11 protein-coding genes are annotated in these 18,793 nt (G+C 56.6%); 5 read left to right on the top strand and 6 right to left on the bottom strand.

Translation table 11 applies throughout. The features are described from left to right. Positions 1 to 407: 407 nt before the first annotated feature. Both K0I63_RS16500 and K0I63_RS16505 read right to left on the bottom strand, forming a co-directional pair. Positions 408 to 1,070 (bottom strand): helix-turn-helix transcriptional regulator, encoded by a 663-nt coding sequence (locus K0I63_RS16500; protein WP_011866990.1) that lies wholly within the window; start codon positions 1,068 to 1,070, stop codon positions 408 to 410. Between the two features lie 258 nt (positions 1,071 to 1,328). Next, entirely contained in the window at positions 1,329 to 1,934 is a 606-nt protein-coding gene (locus K0I63_RS16505) for a DUF2238 domain-containing protein (protein WP_220043333.1), read from the bottom strand. A gap of 432 nt (positions 1,935 to 2,366) precedes the next feature. On the opposite strand from K0I63_RS16505, the gene serA reads away from it, so the two are divergent. After that, positions 2,367 to 3,596, top strand: coding sequence for a phosphoglycerate dehydrogenase (gene serA, locus K0I63_RS16510; RefSeq protein ID WP_220081739.1), 1,230 nt, complete (start codon positions 2,367 to 2,369; stop codon positions 3,594 to 3,596). Positions 3,597 to 3,688: 92 nt separating this feature from the next. On the opposite strand, the gene K0I63_RS16515 is transcribed toward serA, so the two are convergent. After that, the gene (locus K0I63_RS16515) at positions 3,689 to 4,768 is read right to left on the bottom strand and encodes a linear amide C-N hydrolase (protein ID WP_220081740.1); all 1,080 of its coding nucleotides are present in this window, start codon (positions 4,766 to 4,768) and stop codon (positions 3,689 to 3,691) included. Positions 4,769 to 4,863: 95 nt separating this feature from the next. Further along, positions 4,864 to 5,763: a LysR family transcriptional regulator gene (locus K0I63_RS16520; RefSeq protein WP_220081741.1), complete on the bottom strand. Its 900-nt coding sequence runs from the start codon at positions 5,761 to 5,763 to the stop codon at positions 4,864 to 4,866. Positions 5,764 to 6,198: 435 nt separating this feature from the next. Between K0I63_RS16520 and ygfZ the strand changes: the two genes are divergently transcribed. After that, positions 6,199 to 7,167 (top strand): tRNA-modifying protein YgfZ, encoded by a 969-nt coding sequence (gene ygfZ, locus K0I63_RS16525; RefSeq protein WP_220081742.1) that lies wholly within the window; start codon positions 6,199 to 6,201, stop codon positions 7,165 to 7,167. 121 nt (positions 7,168 to 7,288) lie between these two features. Here the strand turns inward: ygfZ and K0I63_RS16530 are convergent, their stop codons facing one another. After that, the gene (locus K0I63_RS16530; protein ID WP_220080883.1) at positions 7,289 to 8,308 is read right to left on the bottom strand and encodes a response regulator; all 1,020 of its coding nucleotides are present in this window, start codon (positions 8,306 to 8,308) and stop codon (positions 7,289 to 7,291) included. Positions 8,309 to 8,505: 197 nt separating this feature from the next. Next, a complete protein-coding gene (locus K0I63_RS16535; protein ID WP_220083482.1) occupies positions 8,506 to 13,812 on the bottom strand; it encodes a PAS domain S-box protein in 5,307 nt (1,768 codons plus the stop codon). Between the two features lie 541 nt (positions 13,813 to 14,353). Here K0I63_RS16535 and K0I63_RS16540 point away from each other — a divergent pair. Genes K0I63_RS16540 through K0I63_RS16550 form a run of 3 tightly spaced genes read left to right on the top strand, consistent with a single transcriptional unit; the run spans position 14,354 to position 18,760 of the window. Beyond that, entirely contained in the window at positions 14,354 to 15,019 is a 666-nt protein-coding gene (locus tag K0I63_RS16540) for an ABC transporter ATP-binding protein (RefSeq protein ID WP_220081743.1), read from the top strand. Further along, positions 15,012 to 17,567: an ABC transporter permease gene (locus K0I63_RS16545; protein WP_220081744.1), complete on the top strand. Its 2,556-nt coding sequence runs from the start codon at positions 15,012 to 15,014 to the stop codon at positions 17,565 to 17,567. Before K0I63_RS16540 ends, K0I63_RS16545 begins: the two co-directional genes overlap by 8 nt. Beyond that, positions 17,564 to 18,760, top strand: a complete 1,197-nt coding sequence (locus K0I63_RS16550; RefSeq protein ID WP_220081745.1) for a lipocalin-like domain-containing protein — start codon at positions 17,564 to 17,566, stop codon at positions 18,758 to 18,760. The genes K0I63_RS16545 and K0I63_RS16550 overlap by 4 nt, the downstream gene beginning before the upstream one ends. Positions 18,761 to 18,793 lie beyond the last annotated feature (33 nt).

Genomic DNA, 18,793 nt, shown 5'->3' on the forward strand with positions numbered 1-18,793 from the left:
TTCAAGCAAAACAATAGATAAGTTTGAGCATTCAAACACCCAGCACCAAGCCTGATTAGTGCAAATGCTCAACGATTTTACAAACCGTGGTTTTATTTTAAGGTCAATTTAACCTTTCTACTGATAAGAAGGTGAAATGTCGAAAGTGTGACAAGCCGCAACTTGGACTGGCGGGGAATCCGATGCAATTCAAACCAGATTCAGCCGCCTGACAAAGTTTGTAAGCTAAATCCAGGATTTAAAGCCAAGGCGTCAGGCAAATGCCAGCAGCTAATGCTACTAGCCGGTGCTACTAGTCGGTGCGACGAGCTAATGCCAAAAGCAGATGCCAAAGCGAACCTCAAAGCCCAGCTACAAAGCCCAGCTCAGCAGACACTGAGCTTGCTTAGGTATGAAAGATTATTGGATTAACAAAACTCGAAGTGGCAGGCGTTTGCCTGGGACCAGCGCAGCAGCTCGACCCGATTACGAGACTGAGTCTTGCGGAAGATTGAGGAGATATGGGCCTTGACCGTGTGCTCGCTGATGCAGAGGCGATCGGCGATCTCCTTGTTGCGGGCACCGCTGGAGACCAGCTGTATGATGGTGCGCTCACGAGTGGTGAGCTTTTGCAGCATGGCGACCATATCCTGGGTCAGCTCTACGCCACTGTCCTGGCGACTCACCAGCTGACGAAACACCTTAGAGATCAAAGGTCTGTCATACCACAGCTCGTCGTTGACCATCTTACGCAGGCCGGTAAGTGACAGATCCATACGCTGATCGGAAAACAGCAGACCGCGCACCCCGAGCAGCAGGGCAGATTCCGGCTCCAGGCTGCCGCGTTCGACCTGATAGAGGGCGATGGGCACATGGGGTAATAGACGCGCGACGATCAAAGGCACGCCCTTGCTGTCCAGCGCCGCCCCCTTCTGGGCAATGAGGTAGAAACTGTTGCGATCCCGCTCCGGATCCAGATCGCTGACCTGACGGGCGATACGTGTCTTTAGACCGATCGATTCGGCCAGAACGGCCAGATGGCACGGTGTTGAATCTTGGTGTAGAAAAACCAGTTCATCAATTTTACTCATACGCTTCTCTCCCTGAAAAGCATCTCAATGCAGTTAACCATATGTGAGTAAGCTATCCCTGTTATTGATCTTTATGAACTTCATTCCTCCTAGTCATAGATACCACTTAATTTATCCATTTATGACTAGTAAAAAAGTATGTCAGCTATATTAACTAACTCTAGTGAGAATAGTTATCACTATTAGTTATATAAAGCTAACTCATCACATCATTAGCATATAATAATGCTTCTGATGTGATAGGCAAGCTACAGATTATTATTGCTTTTTCAGTTTAAGCAGCAGACTGTCATGCCAGCGAGAAAGCAGTATCACGCTCGCCAGGGCGCCGATAAGCGCCATCCCCATGTCAGACTGGGTGTCCCATACATAGCCCTGGGTCCCCAGGAATGCCTCGGCATCTTCACCCGTCGCCAACGCGACCCACCACTCGATCAACTCATAAAATGCCGACAGCGCTAAGGCGAAACAGCAGACCAAGAAATTGCACCAGGCCCCCTTCTTCACCACCTCGAGGCGCAGAAACACCTCACGGGCCAACAGCGCGGGAATAAAGCCCTGGGCGAAATGGCCCACCTTGTCATAGTTGTTGCGCTCGCTGCCCATCCAGTCGGCTATGGTGTCGAACAGCGGCACCTCGGCATAGGTGTAGTGCCCACCCACCATGAGAATGATGGCGTGGATCAAGATAAGGCCGTAGGCCAGGGAGGTGAGCGGAAACTTTTTGCGAGTCACAAAGAGAATAGGCAGGGCGATCAGCGCGGGAACAACCTCTAAAAACCAGGTAAAGCTATCTTTTGGTTCTATCCCTGACCAGATCAGCACGGCGAAGAAAATTGTGAGCCACACTGTGCTTTTATTCAAAATAAGAACTCCTTAGATGATATTGTTTTAATATCAGAATAATAACTTTAGCCATCTAGCCCTCCACACTGACCAAAAAAGGTGCTATTTTGTGGAGGCATTGACAGGCAACAGATAAAAATCACCACAAGAACAGGGCTTGTAGACCTTTCTGGGCGCATTTTTACCAAGGTTTAAAGGGCTTTGCGCTAAAACGCTTGCTCTGTGTAGCCATTCTACACAAGTCAGCCGGAAACCGTATAGCTTCCAAATAACCTTGCCCGACTGGGCTCAGCGTCCTGCCATCCGTAGAAGCTCATCGTCTCTGGCCCCAGGCCAATAGCGAGACGACGAAGATTCATTGGTATCAGGCCACAGAGCGAAAGCCGAGTAGAAATTGTCCCCGAGAGCGATACTCACCTAGCAACAATTGAGCAAGAGGGTACCTAAATCATGGCGAAACATTCGCTGGACAAGGATAAGATCAAGATCCTGCTGTTGGAAGGCGTCCACCAATCTGCGGTAGATGTATTCAAGCGTGCAGGTTACAACAACATCGAATATCACAAGGCATCACTGGGGGAAGAGGAGCTGTTAGCCTCGATTAAAGATGCTCACTTCGTTGGCATCCGATCCCGTACCCAACTCACCAAGGCCGTGCTCGACAAGGCTGAAAAGCTGGTCAGCATAGGTTGCTTCTGTATCGGCACCAACCAGGTCGATCTCGCCGCCGCCGAAAAACTGGGTATTCCGGTCTTCAACGCGCCATTTTCCAACACCCGCTCCGTCGCCGAGTTGGTACTGGGTGAGATCATCATGCTGCTGCGTGGTATTCCACAGCGCAACGCCCTGGCCCACCGTGGTGGCTGGCTCAAGAGTGCCAATGGCAGCTTCGAGGCCCGCGGCAAGACCCTTGGGGTGATTGGCTATGGCCACATTGGTACTCAGCTGGGGATCCTGGCCGAGACCCTAGGCATGCGCGTCATCTTCTTCGATATCGAAGATAAGCTACCTCTGGGTAATGCCCAGCAGATCCACTCGTTGGAGCAACTGCTGTCTCTCGCCGACGTGGTGAGTCTGCACGTACCTGAAACGCCGCAGACCAAGAACATGATCGGCAGCAAAGAGCTGGCGGCCATGCGTCAGGGCAGTATTCTGATCAACGCCTCACGCGGCACTGTGGTAGATATTGACGCCCTGGCCGAGGCGATCCGCAGCGATCATATCGTCGGCGCCGCCATCGACGTTTTCCCGGTCGAGCCTAAGTCGAACGACGACGAGTTTGTCAGCCCACTGCGCGGCTTGGATAACGTCCTGCTCACCCCACACGTGGGCGGTAGCACTCAGGAAGCCCAGGAAAATATCGGTATCGAGGTGGCAGGCAAGCTGGCGAAATACTCAGACAACGGCTCGACCATGACGGCCGTCAACTTCCCTGAGGTATCGCTGGCGCAGCATAAAGACACCTCGCGTCTGCTGCATATTCACCACAACCGTCCGGGTATTCTGATCAAGATTAACCAGGCCTTCGCCGAGAAAGGAATCAACATCGCCGCCCAATACCTGCAAACCACCGCAGAGATTGGTTACGTGGTCATGGAGGTCAACTCAGATCAGGCCGATGAGGCGCTGGAAGAGATGAAGGCGATCGACGGCACCATTAGGACCCGCCTGCTGCACTAAGACGGCCCCGTGTTTGCGCTAATAACCATCGCGATCAAAAATAGAAAAGGCATCACTCTGTGATGCCTTTTTGTCTTTCAAAGACCTTATCCCTACTCAACACGATAGGTCACATCGATATATTGAATTCCACCATAGATATCGAAGCTGGTCACCGGATTACCCTGGCTGTAATCAACCTTGTCTATATCCACTTTGTGGAGCACCTGACTATCGACAGTACGATAGTAATAGTCGTTATTCTCCATATCTATGATGGTGATAAAGGAGGTCTCCTGAGCACCGCCAGACAAGCCGCGACTAGGGAACGAGCTGGCACCTTTCACATAATCGGTATTATTGAGCGTATGAATCACCTGATTGATCGCTTCAACCTTGGTCTTTGGCTTAGGTGTCAGATCTTTAAGTACCGCCGTTTTAACGCTCCGCTCCACAGCCGTATACCCACCGGGTAGCCCTGCCAGCATTCCCTTAACGCTTGGTTTAGATACATCCAGATGGGGATTGGCATCCAGTAGCTCGCGGTACGCAACCATATGATCGCCAATTTTTGGAGAATTGGTCATCACGCCAAATTCACTGTTATCCGTTACTGTCATCTCGCCATCGATATACTCGATCACAACCGCCTTACCCTGCTTATCGACCAATTGAAGGTGCATAGGCAGCTCGATACCTAAATGGTTGTCGGCAGATTGATAGACGCTCGTCTCTGATAAGCCTTTCACCGCCTCATCTACACTGGCGTAGTGGCTTAATATCCAATTACCTAAGGAACCCGATGCAATACTCGGCTTGCTCTCGTCACGAGGCGCATATTTTCCATCTGCAAACCAAAGCATTGCGACATACAGCCCCTTCTCGTTGATGCCATCGGATACTAAACCATCATGGGCCATCCCTGAGAAACCATATTTGTTGGTCCAACTTAAGGGCTTGTCTGCACCATAAGTTGTAAAATGACTCTCACGAGGGAAGTTGATGAAGTCGGTAGCAAATGAGGTTTGTGTTTGCTCATCGAAGCCAAACTCTACCGTTCTACCGATAAGAGGATGCTCATTGTTCGATGCCCCAAGGTAGACCAGACACGCCTGAGCGCTTGATATCGCCCCCAGAGAAGCCGAGGCAACCAGACCTAAAGCAAAGGCTGTTTTCTTAAATGACTTTTTCATAATAAATCTCCGTTGAAATGGATTGTTTCGACGGAGCTATTGAACCGCGATTCGAATCGAGCCGCGAATAAGCACACTTAAGTTAAGCTTAACAGTTACAGCACGGAGCGCCCGGCACAGAAGCGTTCGGCCTCGGTCTGCAGGCACTCCACCAGGTAGTCACCCGCCGGACCGATAGAATCAGACCAGGCCAGTTCCATCGGCCAGCCTGACTTGTCGACCGCCACATCAACCTCAAGTGGTACTAACTTACCCTCACTAATCAGAGGTGTCGCCAGCACACCGGGAAAGATACCAAAGCCCAAGCCATCGATAAGGCCTGTGAGGTAATAGAAATGGCGCTCACATTGCATCACCGACCCCGAAAATAACAAAGAATGTAAGAGCTGCTGATCAAACAACTTGCTTGGAAATGGCATCAACTGGGTATAGTTAGCCAGATCGGCCTGGGTCAGCTCCCCCTTGATTCTTGCCAGCGGATGCTGCGGAGAGGCCACCAACTGCCACATAAACGAAAATAGGTTCACAGAGCGCATGTTACGTTGTCGCTCCACAGGTGCCAGAGAGATACGAATATCCGCCTTAAATAGACTATCAGGATTGTCTATATCTAAAAGATTCACGGTAACCGATGGGAAGCTTTGCCTAAATAGCTTGATGGCCTCGCTGATAAACCCAAAGTAACTTAACCCGTGTAAAACGATATTCAGCTCATCCTCTATGCCAGCCTGTAAGGCCTGCGCCTTTTTCTCTAAGGTTTCCAGCTGGGGAATAAGCTCCATCGCCTGCAGATAGAAGCTCTTGCCCGAGCTGGTAAGGCTGACCGGTTTACCCTGATGGCGCTCAAATAGCGTCACCCCAAGATCATCTTCGAAGGCGTCCATCGCCTGAGTCACACCCGAGGTACTCTTACCTAGTTGTCTGGCGGCGGCCGAGAATGAGCCCAGCTCGACGATCATCTTAAGGTATTTCAACCGCTCTACACTCACTAACATGCTGCCTCCCGGGACACTGACGATTTTTTATCCAGCTCATAGAAGCATCATAGAAATCTCAATAAACTTCAAGCAACTAGCACTGACACCCACTAGGAAAATGTCCCTCCTCACCGGCCTTAACGCCAACCCCAGGCAACCTGGGCGGCGCATAAGGTATGATGCCGCGCAGGCAGCGGCTATGCTACTCACGGCGCTGATACCAATGACCAGAGACACTGTGGCGAGTTACTCTACCCGGACTATAGCTAATCACTACTTGCTGTGACGCACCAAGCCAAAAGCGTTTAGGGATCATAATTTTAAATATTGACCTTAATCATTTGAAAGATTCCTCCCCTGGCCCCTTTAAATTTTTCCCCGCGCCCCTATATTGATGATAATGAGCCCTTAACCGGGCACCCCCAAATCTGCCCATTCGCCCAGGAACATGATATGACGCTTACCGTTTCTCAACCTCAGTGGCCCCTCAATGAGGCGCAACCCGCCATCGTTTTCAGCCAACTCTCCCATCTCGGCCTTATCTCTGTAACCGGCGAGCAGGCACGGACTTTCATCCATGGTCAGGTGACCACAGATATCACCTCTCTGGCGGCCGATCAGTGGCGCTGGGGCGCCCACTGCGATCCTAAGGGCAAGATGCTGGCAAGCTTCAGAACCTTTGCCCATCAAGATGCCCTGCTGATGATGATGCCAAGAGAGACCCTGGCGCTCGACCTGCCGCAGCTACAGAAATATGCCGTGTTCAGCAAGGCAGAACTGGTCGATGCCAGCGACGACTGGTGTCTGTTGGGCGTCAGCGGCGAGCAGGCCCCAGCCTGGATAGCCCAGGCCTTCGGTGAAAGCGCAGCCGAGCTCACCGAGATCCCTGGCGGCGTCATCCTAAGAGACGGCGAGCGCTACATCATTGCCGTCAAGCGCGATACGCAGGCCGAGCTGCTAGCCAAGATAGACCAGCCCATCTACGACTTCAGCGCCTGGCAGGCGGTCGAGATCGCCGCCGGTCTGCCTAATATCTATGCCCGTCATCAGAGCCAATTTGTGCCGCAGATGTGCAACGTGCAGGCCGTCGATGGCATCAGCTTCACCAAGGGCTGCTACATGGGTCAGGAAACCGTGGCCCGCATGAAGTATCGCGGCGGCAACAAGCGCGCCCTCTATATCGTCCAGGGCTCGGCCAGTGTGGCGATAGATGACGACAGCCAGCTCGAGATGAAACAGGAAGAGGATGAAGGTTATCGCCGCGCCGGCACCATTGTAGAAGCCGTGCAGCGTGACGGTCAGCTGCTGCTGAGCGCCGTACTGCCCAACGATACGCCGTTAACGGCTCAGCTGAGAGTGGCGGGCGATGAGGCATCAGTTCTCACCCTAGTGCCACTGCCCTACTCTCTTGATGAAGAGTAAGAGCTGACTGAAAGAAGAAAGGCGCCACTGGCGCCTTTTTTAATGTACGGCTCTATCTTCAAAACTCTGTGCCTAATGCTCAAAACCTAGTGCTCAAAGCCTAGTGCTCAGCGTCAACTGATCACTCCTTGTCCTGATGGCTGTCGCGGATCTTCACCGCCTCATCGACGATCGCCTTGAAATGGGTCACCAGCTCGGGGTCGAAATGTTTACCCGCCTCGCGATCGATCAGCGCCAGGGTATCCTCCACACTCCAGGCCTGCTTGTAGGGACGAATAGAGGTCAGGGCATCGAACACATCGGCAATGGCTACTATGCGCCCCTCGATGGGGATCTCCTCGCCACTCAACCCCTTAGGATAGCCCGAGCCATCCCACTTCTCGTGATGGGTCAGGGCGATGCGCCGCGCCATCTCCAGCATGGGATCCGGATGTTCACCTATGATCTCGGCGCCTATCTCGGCGTGACGCTGCATCTCTCGCCACTCCTCATCGTCTAACTTGGCGGGCTTCTTCAAAATAGCGTCGGGCGTGCCTATCTTGCCGATGTCGTGCATGGGCGAGGCGTTATAGATAAGCTCACAGAAATGTTCCGACATCCCGGCCTGGCGGGCCAGCAGACGGGCATAGTGACTCATGCGGATAACATGCATCCCCGTCTCGTTGTCCTTATACTCGGCGGCGCGGCCCAGGCGGCGGATGATCTCAAGCCGGGTCACCTCCAGCTCACGGGTCCTGGCCTTCACCTCCTGTTCCAGCAGGCGTTTCTGATCGTACAGCGACAGATGAGTCTTCACCCTCGCCTTAACCACGGGGGCACTGACCGGTTTGGTGATATAGTCCACCGCCCCCAGCTCGAACCCTTGGGTCTCGTCGGCCACGTCGGTCAGGGCGGTGACGAAGATCACCGGAATGTGCGCCGTCAAAGGCTCTTGCTTGAGCCGCTTACACACCTCATAGCCATTCATGCCCGGCATCATCACGTCGAGCAAGATGATGTCAGGCGCGCTCTTACCTGCGATCGCCAGCGCCTTAGGCCCGTCGATCGCCACCTTCACCTTATACTCATCCCCAAGAATACCCACTAAGATATCGATATTCTCCGGGGTATCGTCCACAACCAATACCGTGGCTTTCTCCATCAATCCCTTCTCCCGTTGCACCCTGTGATACTCAGCTGTTTGAGTATAGTTCCTACACGCCTAAGGCCCCGCAGCCCTTCGAAGCGGCGCGCAGCCTAATCTTGCCATCCCTCTTTGTCATACGCTCCTGGCGACTATCACGATCAGCAAGCTCACTCACACTTAGTCACGGCGTAAAGCCTAGCCATGCGTAAAGCCTAGCTAAAGATCTCCTCCACCAGCTCGATCGCCTCGTCAAACTGATAGGCATTCACCATGTTGAGCACGGGCGCTATCTTGTTGGCCAGCGAGGTTGGCAGAAGATCGCGGATCGCCTGCAGCTTCTCCACCGCCTCGGCGTCCGCCTCCTCCAGCATCTTGAGCAGCTCCTTAATCGCGGCGTCCAGCTCCTGGGCTGACATGGCAGGCGCATCGGCAGTCGCCCCGGGCTCGGCGCCATCTTCTTGCGGCAGCGTCTCGGCCCCGGTCTGACTGAGCCAGTCACCTATGGTGGTGCACAGGCTGTCTAACAGCTCGCCCATCTGAGTCAGCGCCTCAGTCACATCGGCCTGGATCGAATCGCTGAGTGTCTGCTCCACCTGCTTAGCCAGGGTCACCAGCTCAGGGCAGCAGAGGTTACCGGCCACCCCCTTGAGGGTGTGGGCGTAACGCACCGCCTCCTCCTGCTTACCCTCACGCTGGGCAGTGGCGATAAGCTCGGCGCAGCGGGACTGACCCGTATAGAAACGCTCGAATATCCGCCGGTAGAGACGCGCCGAGTTCTGCACCAGCTGCAGCCCCTTGTCGATGTCCAGCGCCGGGTGCTGTGGCCAATAGGCATCCTGACTGTGCTGATGTGTCTGCTCAGTGCTGGTCTCCTCTATGACCTGACTGTCATCCCCCAGGTATTCCAGCAGCGTCTTGTAGAGCAGCGACACCTCAATAGGCTTGGCGATATGGTCATTCATGCCGGCGCGCAGGCACATCTCCTTATCGCCCGCCATGGCGTTGGCCGTCATGGCGATCACCGGCAAATCTGCCAACTCGGGACGCTTACGCAGCTCGGCGGTGGCCTGATAGCCATCCATTACCGGCATCTGACAATCCATCAGCACCAAGTCGAAGCTCTGCATGGCCAGCTTCTCCAGCGCCACCTGACCATTCTCGGCAATCGAAAGGATCACCCCCACCTGCTCGAGGAACTCACTGGCCACTTCCTGGTTCATCTCGTTGTCTTCCACCAGCAGGATGCGCTTGCCCTTAAGCTGCGCCAGCAGGGCGGGGCTTACCTCGCTGCCCTTACGCCGCACCGGCATGGCACCTTGCTTACCCAGGGCCGACATGATGCCGTCCAGCAGGCGTGAGGCGCTGATCGGCTTAGTGATATAGCCCGAGATCCCCGCCTGCTCCGCCTTGTCGATAAAATCACCGTCGGCATGGGCCGAGACGATCAGCGTCTTGGGCGGGTTAGCGCGCTCGCTCAGCAGTCGCCGCGCCGTCTCCAGGCCGTCCATCTCAGGCATGCGCCAATCGATCAGCGCCACCCCATAGTCGGTCTCCTGACAGCGACTCAGCGCCTCGGCGCCGCTGCGCACCGTATCGACGGTAAAGCCCATGCTTTCGAGAGTGCTGCGCAGAATATCCCGGGCGGTGGCGTTGTCGTCGGCGACCAGAATCCGCATCCCTTCCAGCTCGTGGGCCACCTTGATCAACTGATTGTCGGCGACCTTGAAGCGCACGCTGAAGAAGAAGGTGCTGCCGTTGCCGAACTGACTCTCGACGCCGATCTCGCCGCCCATGAGTTCCACCAGCTGCTTGCAGATCGCCAGCCCCAGACCTGTGCCGCCATACTTGCGGGTGGTGGAACTGTCGGCCTGACTGAAAGATTGGAACAGCTTGCCGCGCTGCTCCTCGGTGAGGCCTATGCCGTTATCGCGCACGCTGAACTTGAGTAGTATCTCCTCATCCTCACGCACCAGCTGACTGATCGACAGCATCACCTCGCCCTGCTCGGTAAACTTGATGGCGTTGTTCATCAAATTGATCAACACCTGGCTGAGTCGCAGCGGATCCCCCACCAGATGGCGGGGAATATTGGGCGCCACGGCAAACAGCAACTCGAGCTGCTTGTCGGCGGCCTTGACCGAAAACATGTCGCTGAGATCTTCCAGCATGGTGTCGAGCTGGAAAGGCACAGCCTCGATATCCAGCTTGCCCGCCTCTATCTTGGAGAAGTCCAGGATGTCATTGATGATCCCCAGCAGCGACTTGGAGGCGCGGTCGATCTTCTCCACATAGTTCTGCTGCTTCTTATCCAAACTAGTCTGCAGACACAGCTGCGACATGCCGATAATTGCGTTCATCGGCGTGCGGATCTCGTGGGACATGTTCGCCAAGAAGTCGCTCTTGGCCTTGCTGGCGGCGTCGGCCACATCCTTGGCCTGGGTCAGCTCCTCGGAGAGCAGCTTGAGGGAGCTGATATCCGCCATGGAGAGCACGGCGGAGCGATATTCCCCCTGCTTGTCGGACAGGCCCGTCATGTTGACATCCATCCACCTGGCCTCGCCAGCCTGGTTGAGCAGGCGGATCTCCAACTTGACGCTGTCGGCGCCGTCGCTCATCAGGTGTTTAAAGCTGTTCTTGGCCTCGAGCCCCTGCTCAGGGTCCTGATAATCGAAGAAGATACTGCCCTTGAGACGCTCGATCGGCAGCTGCAGGTATTGGCTGAACTGCTCGTTGCAATCTAAGATAACGCCGCGATCGTCGACATTGACTATGCCGATACCCGCGTTATCGAACAGCGCCCTGAAGTGCGCCTCGCGCTTGGCCAGCTCTCTGTCCATCTGCTTGCGCTCGCTGATATCCATCAGGTAACCGTTCCAGACTATGCTGCCATCTTCCTGACGATCGCCCCTGGCCCCCGCCTGTAGCCAGCGCTGCTCGCCCGTGGGGTGCTGATAGCGAAACTCTTCGATCCACTTGAGCCCAGAGGCGCTCTCGCCGGAGAGGGCGCGAATGATGCGGGCCCGCTCCGACTCTATGATGCAGTCGGCCACCAAGTCGAAGTTCGCCAGCAGCTGATCCCGGTGAAAGCCCAGGGTAGTGATGCAGGCGCGGGAGAGGAAGGTGAAGTAGCGCTGATCGTTGGCTATCCAGCGCAGCTGATAGACGGTGTTGGGGATCGACTCTGTGATCGTCTCCAGCTGCTGTTGGGACTGGGCAATCTTCTCCTGGGCCAGTTTGCTCTGGGTAACATCCTGTATGCTGCCATCGAACCAGAGGGGGTTACCCTCATCGTCATAGCTGGCCTTGCCCTTCTCGTGCACCCAGCGCAGGCTGCCATCCCTGTGCTGAATACGATATTGCACCTCGAAGCTCTGCTGCTCGGCGATCCCCTTGTTGATCGCCGTGTCGGTGGCTTCCCTGTCCGCCTCCAGGATCAGGCTGGCAAAGACCCGCTTCTTGTTCTCGATAAAGTCGGCGGCGGGATAGCCGGTGATCTCGGCGATGTTGTCGCTGACATACTCCATCACCCACTGCTCGCCTAATCGGGTGCGGTAGACGGCGCCGGGAATGTTGCCCACCAGGCCTCGGAAACGACTCTCGCTGTCCTTGATCCGCTTGGCGGTGGCCAACTCTTCTGTCATGTCCCGTATCGAGGCCGCCACCTGGCGCAGACCGTCGCTGTCGGCGGGTAGCAGCCCCAGGCTGATCTCCACCGGAAACAGGCTGCCGTCGGCCTTCTTGGCCTTGAGCGTCTTACCCAGCCCCAGGCCCATGCGACGATCCACCCCTTCGCCGATATACTTGGCTCTTAGGGCCTCATGATGCGTGACGCTATCGGGCACCAGCTGGTCGACATTCAGCGCCAGCATCTGCTTGGCATCATAGCCAAACAGCTGTTGGCAACGACTGTTGCTGAAGACGACTTGGCCCTGCTCGTCGACGATCAACATAGCCTCGGGGGCCGATTCCAGCACGGCGTTAGACCAGGCCGCCGCCGAGAACTGTTCGGTCACATCGTTAAACAGCATCTCGATGGAGAGCAGCTCGCCGTTGTCCGCCAGCAGCGGCTGCATGAAGAGATCCAGGCGGCGCACGCTGCCGTTGGCGGCGATCATTTCCACCTGATGGGGCGGTACACTATTACCCTGCAGGGCACTGTCCATGTACTCCCAGTTCGCCTCGTTGATGGGGTTGTCGGAAAACATCCGCTGATACTTACGCTTGAGCAGATCCGGGCTGACCCCCAGCACCTTCTCGACCCCGGCAGAAACCTGGGCGATCTGACCATCGGGCTCCAGCGAGCAGTAGAAGGACTTGTCACTCATGCCATCGATCAGCTTGGCGAAACGGTTACCGCGTGAATCCAGCAGCGCTTGCTCGCGCTGGGCCAGCACCTCGGCCAGCTCGTTAAACTTGTCCGTTAGGGTCTCCACCTCGGTCACCGCGCCCCGAGTGCCTTCGATATGTTTGGTCTTACCGGCGCCGAAGGCCACTATGCCGGCGGCCAGGCGCTCGATGGGCAGTGACAGGCGTCTGGCGGTGAGATATCCCGTTAGATAGAGCACGGCGGATATTAGCAGCAGAGTCAGCACCAGGGAGGAGAGCCCCATGTAGAGCTGATGGGAGAGCTTGTCCTCCTGGGTCATGATCACCACCCGCCAGTTGAGCTTAGGCACCACGCCTACGCTGGCGAGATAGGCCTGACCATCGGCGGCCAGCATGCGGCTGTTCCCGGATTTGGCCGACTGGAGTAGGGTGATGAAGTCGCCGTTGTCATTTGATGCGGCGAGCCACTTATCCGTGCCCTGAGACATCAGCAGCTGCGCATCCTTGTGGTAGATCAGCCGCCCCTTGTCATCCAATACCAGCATGCGATCGGCATCGATCCCCGCCATAGCTGGCAGGGCGTCCAGGGCCAGATCCACAGTCACCACGCCCCAATAGGGACTCGAGGGGCCGAAGGGCTGGGAGAAGGTGATCATCAAGATGTTACCGGCGCCCTCGTCGAAATAGGGCAGCGACCAGTAGCCCTGGGGCTTGTCTATCGCCTCGCTCCACCAGGCCCATTGGCCGTCGGTGTAGTCATAGCTGTCGGCGCCGATATCCAGGAACTTCACCCCGTCCTGATCCCGGTAGACATAGGGGGCGTAGAGCTGTTGATTAGGTGTCAGGCTGGGGCGAAAAGCGATGGCGCTTGCATAGAAATCGCTCTGGCGCTCCAGGCGCCGGGTCAGCAATGCCTTGAGCTCGCCATCTTGCTGGACCAGCTGATCGCGACTCATCTGGCCTAAGAGATCGGCAAAGGTACGGGTATCCTTCTCGGCGAAGGAGAGAAAATGATGCACCCGGCTGGCCACCATCTCGGCCTGCTTCTCGAGATCGCCATAGAGGTAGCTCTCTTCGGCCCGGTAGTTAAACCAGGCGATCAGACTCAACACCATGGCCATGATGGCGATAAGGGGTAAGGCTATCTGTACGATTATCCGGCTACGAAAGGTACGAAGTCTGCTCATGTCCATATTCCACAGTGCAATCGGCTTAGCGGCGCGCAGGCCTGCCACGGCTCACCCTCTCAGCGCCAGTTTCATGACTTAACTAAGTAACGGGTAAGCTCACCCACTCCCATGTCTGCCTGGGGCCGTTTTCCGACACGAAAGACTCTGCTCTTCAAATAGTGAAAACTTGCTAACTTCATGATGAACCAGAAAAATACTTGCTCATTAAATCACCTTGCCGATAGACAATCAACCAGTTAGCGAGATCTTTACCTTTGGTCGAATACTCGATTAAACAGGTGAAAAAAAAGCCGCTTTTCACCAGCCCCTGAGCCGCCATCTGAAAGTGAAAATCCAACATCAAGTGCATGAGGTTTCACCACCATAGATCCTTTGCTCGAGGCGCTGCGTAAGTAATAAGTATAACCCTGTGTTTAGGGGCTGGTTGGCAGTTGCAATCTGCTATCGATAGGGTTATCAATGGGTTTAATGGGCTATGGCTTCAATGGAAAGCCTGCCGCGAGCCAACTTCAGCGCTTGGGCGATCAAAGGATAAGGACTGGCAATGACGAGTGTCGCGACCCTGAGCGAGATCTCAAAGGGCTTTAACGACGGCGATAAGTATCACCTTGTGCTGGACAGGCTCGACCTAGAGCTCGCCCTCGGCGAGACGGTTGCCCTCACCGGCCCGAGCGGAAGCGGCAAGAGCACGCTACTCAATATCATCGCCGGATTCGAGCGCCCCAGCAGCGGCGCCCTCACCCTATTAACCCAGGATACCCGAACCTGGGACGACAGCCGCTGGAGCCAGTTCAGGCATCATCAGCTGGGCGTCGTCTTCCAGCAATTTAACCTGCTTACCCCGCTCAATGTCGAAGACAACATCGCCTTTCCCCTGCATCTTCAGGGAGACGGTTGGAACGCCTGGTGCGATCATCTGGTCGACGCGCTCGGGCTAAGGCCCCTGCTCAAGCGTCACGTGGAGGCCCTGTCTGGCGGTCAACAGCAAAGGGTGGCCATCGCCCGGGCCCTGGCCCACAAGCCAGCATTATTGCTGGCGGACGAGCCCACGGGCAACCTGGATCAGACCACCAGCCTAGAGGTGATGGCACTTATCTGCGCCCTGGCCGCCGAGCACGACACCAGCATCTTGATGGTGACCCACTCCATGGAGTGCGCCGCCTTCATGCAGCGCCGTTGGCACCTGGATCTTGGTCGGGTGCATGAGTAGCCTAGTTGTTAACAGTCAGGCCAGCGACGGCGCGAAGGCGCTGCTGCGCGCCACCCGCCTCACCCTCAGGGTATTTGTCGCCCACTATAAGAAGGCGCCGCTGCAGGCCGGAGCGATACTGATCGGCATAGTGCTCGCGGTCACCCTGCTGACCGGCGTCAGGGCCACCAACGAGAGCGCCATCGACAGCTATGGCCAGGCCAGCGAGCTGCTGAGCGGCCAGGCCAGCAATCTTGTCACCCCGCTGCCGGGCAAGCAGCTCTCAGACTCCCTCTATTTTGGCTTGAGAACCCAGGGATTCCACCACAGCCTGGCGGTGCTTCAAGGCTCGGCCCTGGATAGCGTCCAGCATCGCTGGCAAGTCACCGGCAGCGATCTTATCGCCGCCCTCTCTGCTATAACGCCAAGTAATAGCGACAGGCCGCAAACAGACGAGCCATCAGATAGCAAGGTGCCCATGAGCGGCCCCCTCCCCCTGGCGGCCATGCTGGCGGGCGAGCCAATTGTGGTGATGAGTGAGGCCAACGCCAAGCGATTGCCAGAGCCCTGGCTTAGCCTCAACGGCATGCATCTCCAGGTGGTGGCGGTCGATGAGAGTTACAAGCTAGGCGATCGCCTGCTGATGGATATCTCCCTGGCCCAGCAGCTACTGGGCAAGCCGGGCGAGCTCAGTTATATCGCCCTGTTTGACCCGCCCGGCGAGCGTCAACAGCAGCGCCTTACATCCTTACTCATCGGCCGGGGCGAGCTGGTAGAGAGCGATAACGGCGAGGCGATGAAGGCCCTCACCAACAGCTTTCATCTCAACCTCACCGCCATGAGCCTGCTGGCCTTTATCGTCGGCCTGTTTATCGCCTATAACGGCGTGCGCTACAGCCTGCTCAAACGTAAACGGCTGATTATCCAGCTGCAGCAACAGGGCGTGCGCCGCGCCGCCATCATGCTCGCGCTGGGGCTGGAGCTCACCCTACTGGTGCTACTGGGCTCACTCATCGGCTTCTTCCTCGGGCTACAGCTGAGCTTTTGGTTGCAGCCTATGGTGTCTGTCACCCTGGAGCAGCTCTATGGCGCCAACATCTTGCCGGGAAGCTGGCGCTGGCAGTGGCTGGCCCAGGCTAGCCTGCTGACCCTGATCGCCGCCCTGCTAGCCTGCGGCTCCCTGTTGAGGGAGCTGCTCAATCAGCCCCTCGCCCAGAGCAGCGGCCAGCTCAGTCAGCAGCGCAGCAGCCAACTGGCGCAAAATCGCCTCATGCTATTGGCCTGCATGCTGAGCATCATGACCCTCATCCTGATGCCGCTCAGTCAGGACTACCGATTTACCATGGCGCTGCTGGGTCTGGTGGTGATCGCCATCCCCCTGGCCCTGCCTTATCTACTCAGACAGCTCATCGGCCTGCTACAGAGAATTAGCCCCAAGGGGCTTATCGGCTATCAGATCAGCGAGACCCGTGAGCTGCTGGCGCCGCTGTCGCTGGCCATGATGGCCATACTGCTGGCGCTCACCGCCAATATCGCCATGAATAGCCTGGTGGGGAGCTTCGAGATCACCCTCAAGCAGTGGCTGGACGCCAGGCTGCATGCACAGCTCTACCTGCGTCCACCTGCCAGCCAGATGGTCGAGGTGGAGAAGATGCTGAGCCAGGCCCCCGAGGTGACCGGCCTCTACAAGCAGTGGCTGCTCAATAGCCACTACCAACAGACCCCCATCTTCCTGCTGACCCGGGATCCCTACTCCATCGAGCACACCACCATCATCAAGCAGGCGAGGCCGGATCTGTGGCGAGATTTTTTCTCGGCGGATCCCGAGCCTAAGCCACTCGCACTGGTCAGCGAGCCCTTCGCCATCAAGCAGGGCAAGCAGCTGGGGGATAAGATACGTATTTCGGCCTTGGGCGAGGCCGAACTCACCATAGGCGCCATCTATTATGATTATGGAAATCCCTACGGCGAGGTGATCATCCCGCCAGCCCTGTGGCGCAGGGCTAACCTTAGTGAGACGCCCTTGAGTCTGGCCCTCACCCTGAGCACTGATGTGACCGGGTTTAGCCAGCAGATCCAGACGCGCTTCCAACTGCCAGACGCGCTGGTCTACAGCCAGGAAAAGATCAAGGCCCAGGCGATCACCATGTTCAAGCGCACCTTCTCCATCACCCAGGTGCTTAACAGCCTGACCCTGATGGTGGCCGCCATCGGCCTGTTCAGCGCCTGCTACATGTTGACCCAGGCGCGCCTGGCACCTATCGCGCGCCTCTACGCCCTGGGGGTCAATCGCCGTCAGCTGGTGTGGCTGGTGGTTGGCCAGATGCTGCTCATGGTACTGCTCACCTGTCTGGTGGCCCTGCCGACGGGCGCCCTGCTGGGCTATCTGCTGATCCATAAGGTGACCCTGCAGGCCTTCGGCTGGACCATCGCCATGGTGTGGGACTGGCTCGCCTACTTCGAACTGGTGGGGCTGGCGCTGCTGGCCAGCACACTGGCAGTGGCCTTTCCCCTCTATCAACAAACCAGACGCCCCCTGGTGTCGAGCCTGCAACGGGAGGTCATATGACGCGCCGGCAACACCTTGGACTCATCGCGCTAATGCTAACGGCCCTCCTACTACCTGGCCTTATGCTACTGGGATGCGACGCGCCCAAACAGGAGTCGAAAGGCATGGGGGATCTCATGGGCTCAGCTTCTGGTTCTGATTCAACGTCTGGCGGCTACGCCAAAGTGCTTCCGGGAAAACCACTTAGCTTTCCTAAAGATCATCTGGCCCACGACGACTTCAGGCAGGAATGGTGGTATCTCACCGCCAACCTCACCACAGATACGGGCGAGCCGCTGGGGCTGCAATGGACCCAGTTTCGCATCGCACTCTCACCTAGTTCACTCGAGTCACCACAGTCGCCTGGCACAAAAGAGTCGCCGACTTCAGAAACGCCAAAACCAGAGAAGCCAGAGAAACCAAAGCCAGAAACATCTTGGGCAACCAAGCAGCTCTACATGGCCCACAGCGCGGTCACCACGAGTAAGATCCATAAGGCAAGCGAGCGCTGGTCTCGGGCGCACCCCAAGCTGGCGGGGACAAAAGCCTCACCGCTCACCATAGCCCTGGATGACTGGCGCTGGCAGAGCGAAGGAGACGATCTGTTTCCGGCAACACTAACGGTTAACAGCGACGACTTTAGCTATCAGTTAATGCTGAGTAGCGGCGCGCCGTTGCAGCGTCAGGGGGATGAGGGCTACAGCATCAAGAGCGCGGATGGCGAGGTGGCCTCCTACTACTACAGCCAGCCCTTCATCGCGATCACCGGCAGTGTCACCCTGGATGGCAAAGTTCGCCGCGTCGGCGGGCAGGGTTGGCTGGACAGGGAGTGGAGCTCGCAGTTTCTCACCCGTCAGCAGCAGGGCTGGGACTGGTTCGCCCTGCGCCTGGACGATGCCTCTACCCTGATGCTGTTTCAACTCAGATCTAAGGGAGATTCCTTTTACAGTGCGCGGCGCATGTTCGCCGACGGCAGCGGCCGCAACATAAAAAGCAGTGGCATCACGATGAAAGCGACTGAGTGGCAGAAGATAGACGGGGCCAACTACCCCATTGCCTGGCAGATAGCCATCCCCAGCGAGCAATTGAACCTCAGTGTCTCGCCCCTCAATCCAGACAGCCTGATGCCGCTCAGCGTGCGCTACTGGGAGGGGCCCATCCAGGTGAGCGGCTCCCATCGAGGCCAAGGCTATATGGAGCTGACCGGCTACTAGCTCTAAGTGTGCCCTAGCGAAAAGGGGAAATTC

It is taken from the genome of Shewanella rhizosphaerae, assembly GCF_019457655.1.
Classification (GTDB): Bacteria; Pseudomonadota; Gammaproteobacteria; order Enterobacterales; family Shewanellaceae; genus Shewanella; species Shewanella loihica.

What these genes read in the sequence shown, in the direction of transcription:
- serA (WP_220081739.1), top strand. Translation starts at nt 2,367, where the DNA reads ATGGCGAAACATTCGCTGGACAAGGATAAGATCAAGATCCTGCTGTTG.
- ygfZ (WP_220081742.1), top strand. Translation starts at nt 6,199, where the DNA reads ATGACGCTTACCGTTTCTCAACCTCAGTGGCCCCTCAATGAGGCGCAA.
- K0I63_RS16540 (WP_220081743.1), top strand. Translation starts at nt 14,354, where the DNA reads ATGACGAGTGTCGCGACCCTGAGCGAGATCTCAAAGGGCTTTAACGAC.
- K0I63_RS16530 (WP_220080883.1), bottom strand. Translation starts at nt 8,308, where the DNA reads ATGGAGAAAGCCACGGTATTGGTTGTGGACGATACCCCGGAGAATATC.
- K0I63_RS16535 (WP_220083482.1), bottom strand. Translation starts at nt 13,812, where the DNA reads ATGGACATGAGCAGACTTCGTACCTTTCGTAGCCGGATAATCGTACAG.
- K0I63_RS16545 (WP_220081744.1), top strand. Translation starts at nt 15,012, where the DNA reads ATGAGTAGCCTAGTTGTTAACAGTCAGGCCAGCGACGGCGCGAAGGCG.
- K0I63_RS16520 (WP_220081741.1), bottom strand. Translation starts at nt 5,763, where the DNA reads ATGTTAGTGAGTGTAGAGCGGTTGAAATACCTTAAGATGATCGTCGAG.
- K0I63_RS16550 (WP_220081745.1), top strand. Translation starts at nt 17,564, where the DNA reads ATGACGCGCCGGCAACACCTTGGACTCATCGCGCTAATGCTAACGGCC.
- K0I63_RS16515 (WP_220081740.1), bottom strand. Translation starts at nt 4,768, where the DNA reads ATGAAAAAGTCATTTAAGAAAACAGCCTTTGCTTTAGGTCTGGTTGCC.
- K0I63_RS16500 (WP_011866990.1), bottom strand. Translation starts at nt 1,070, where the DNA reads ATGAGTAAAATTGATGAACTGGTTTTTCTACACCAAGATTCAACACCG.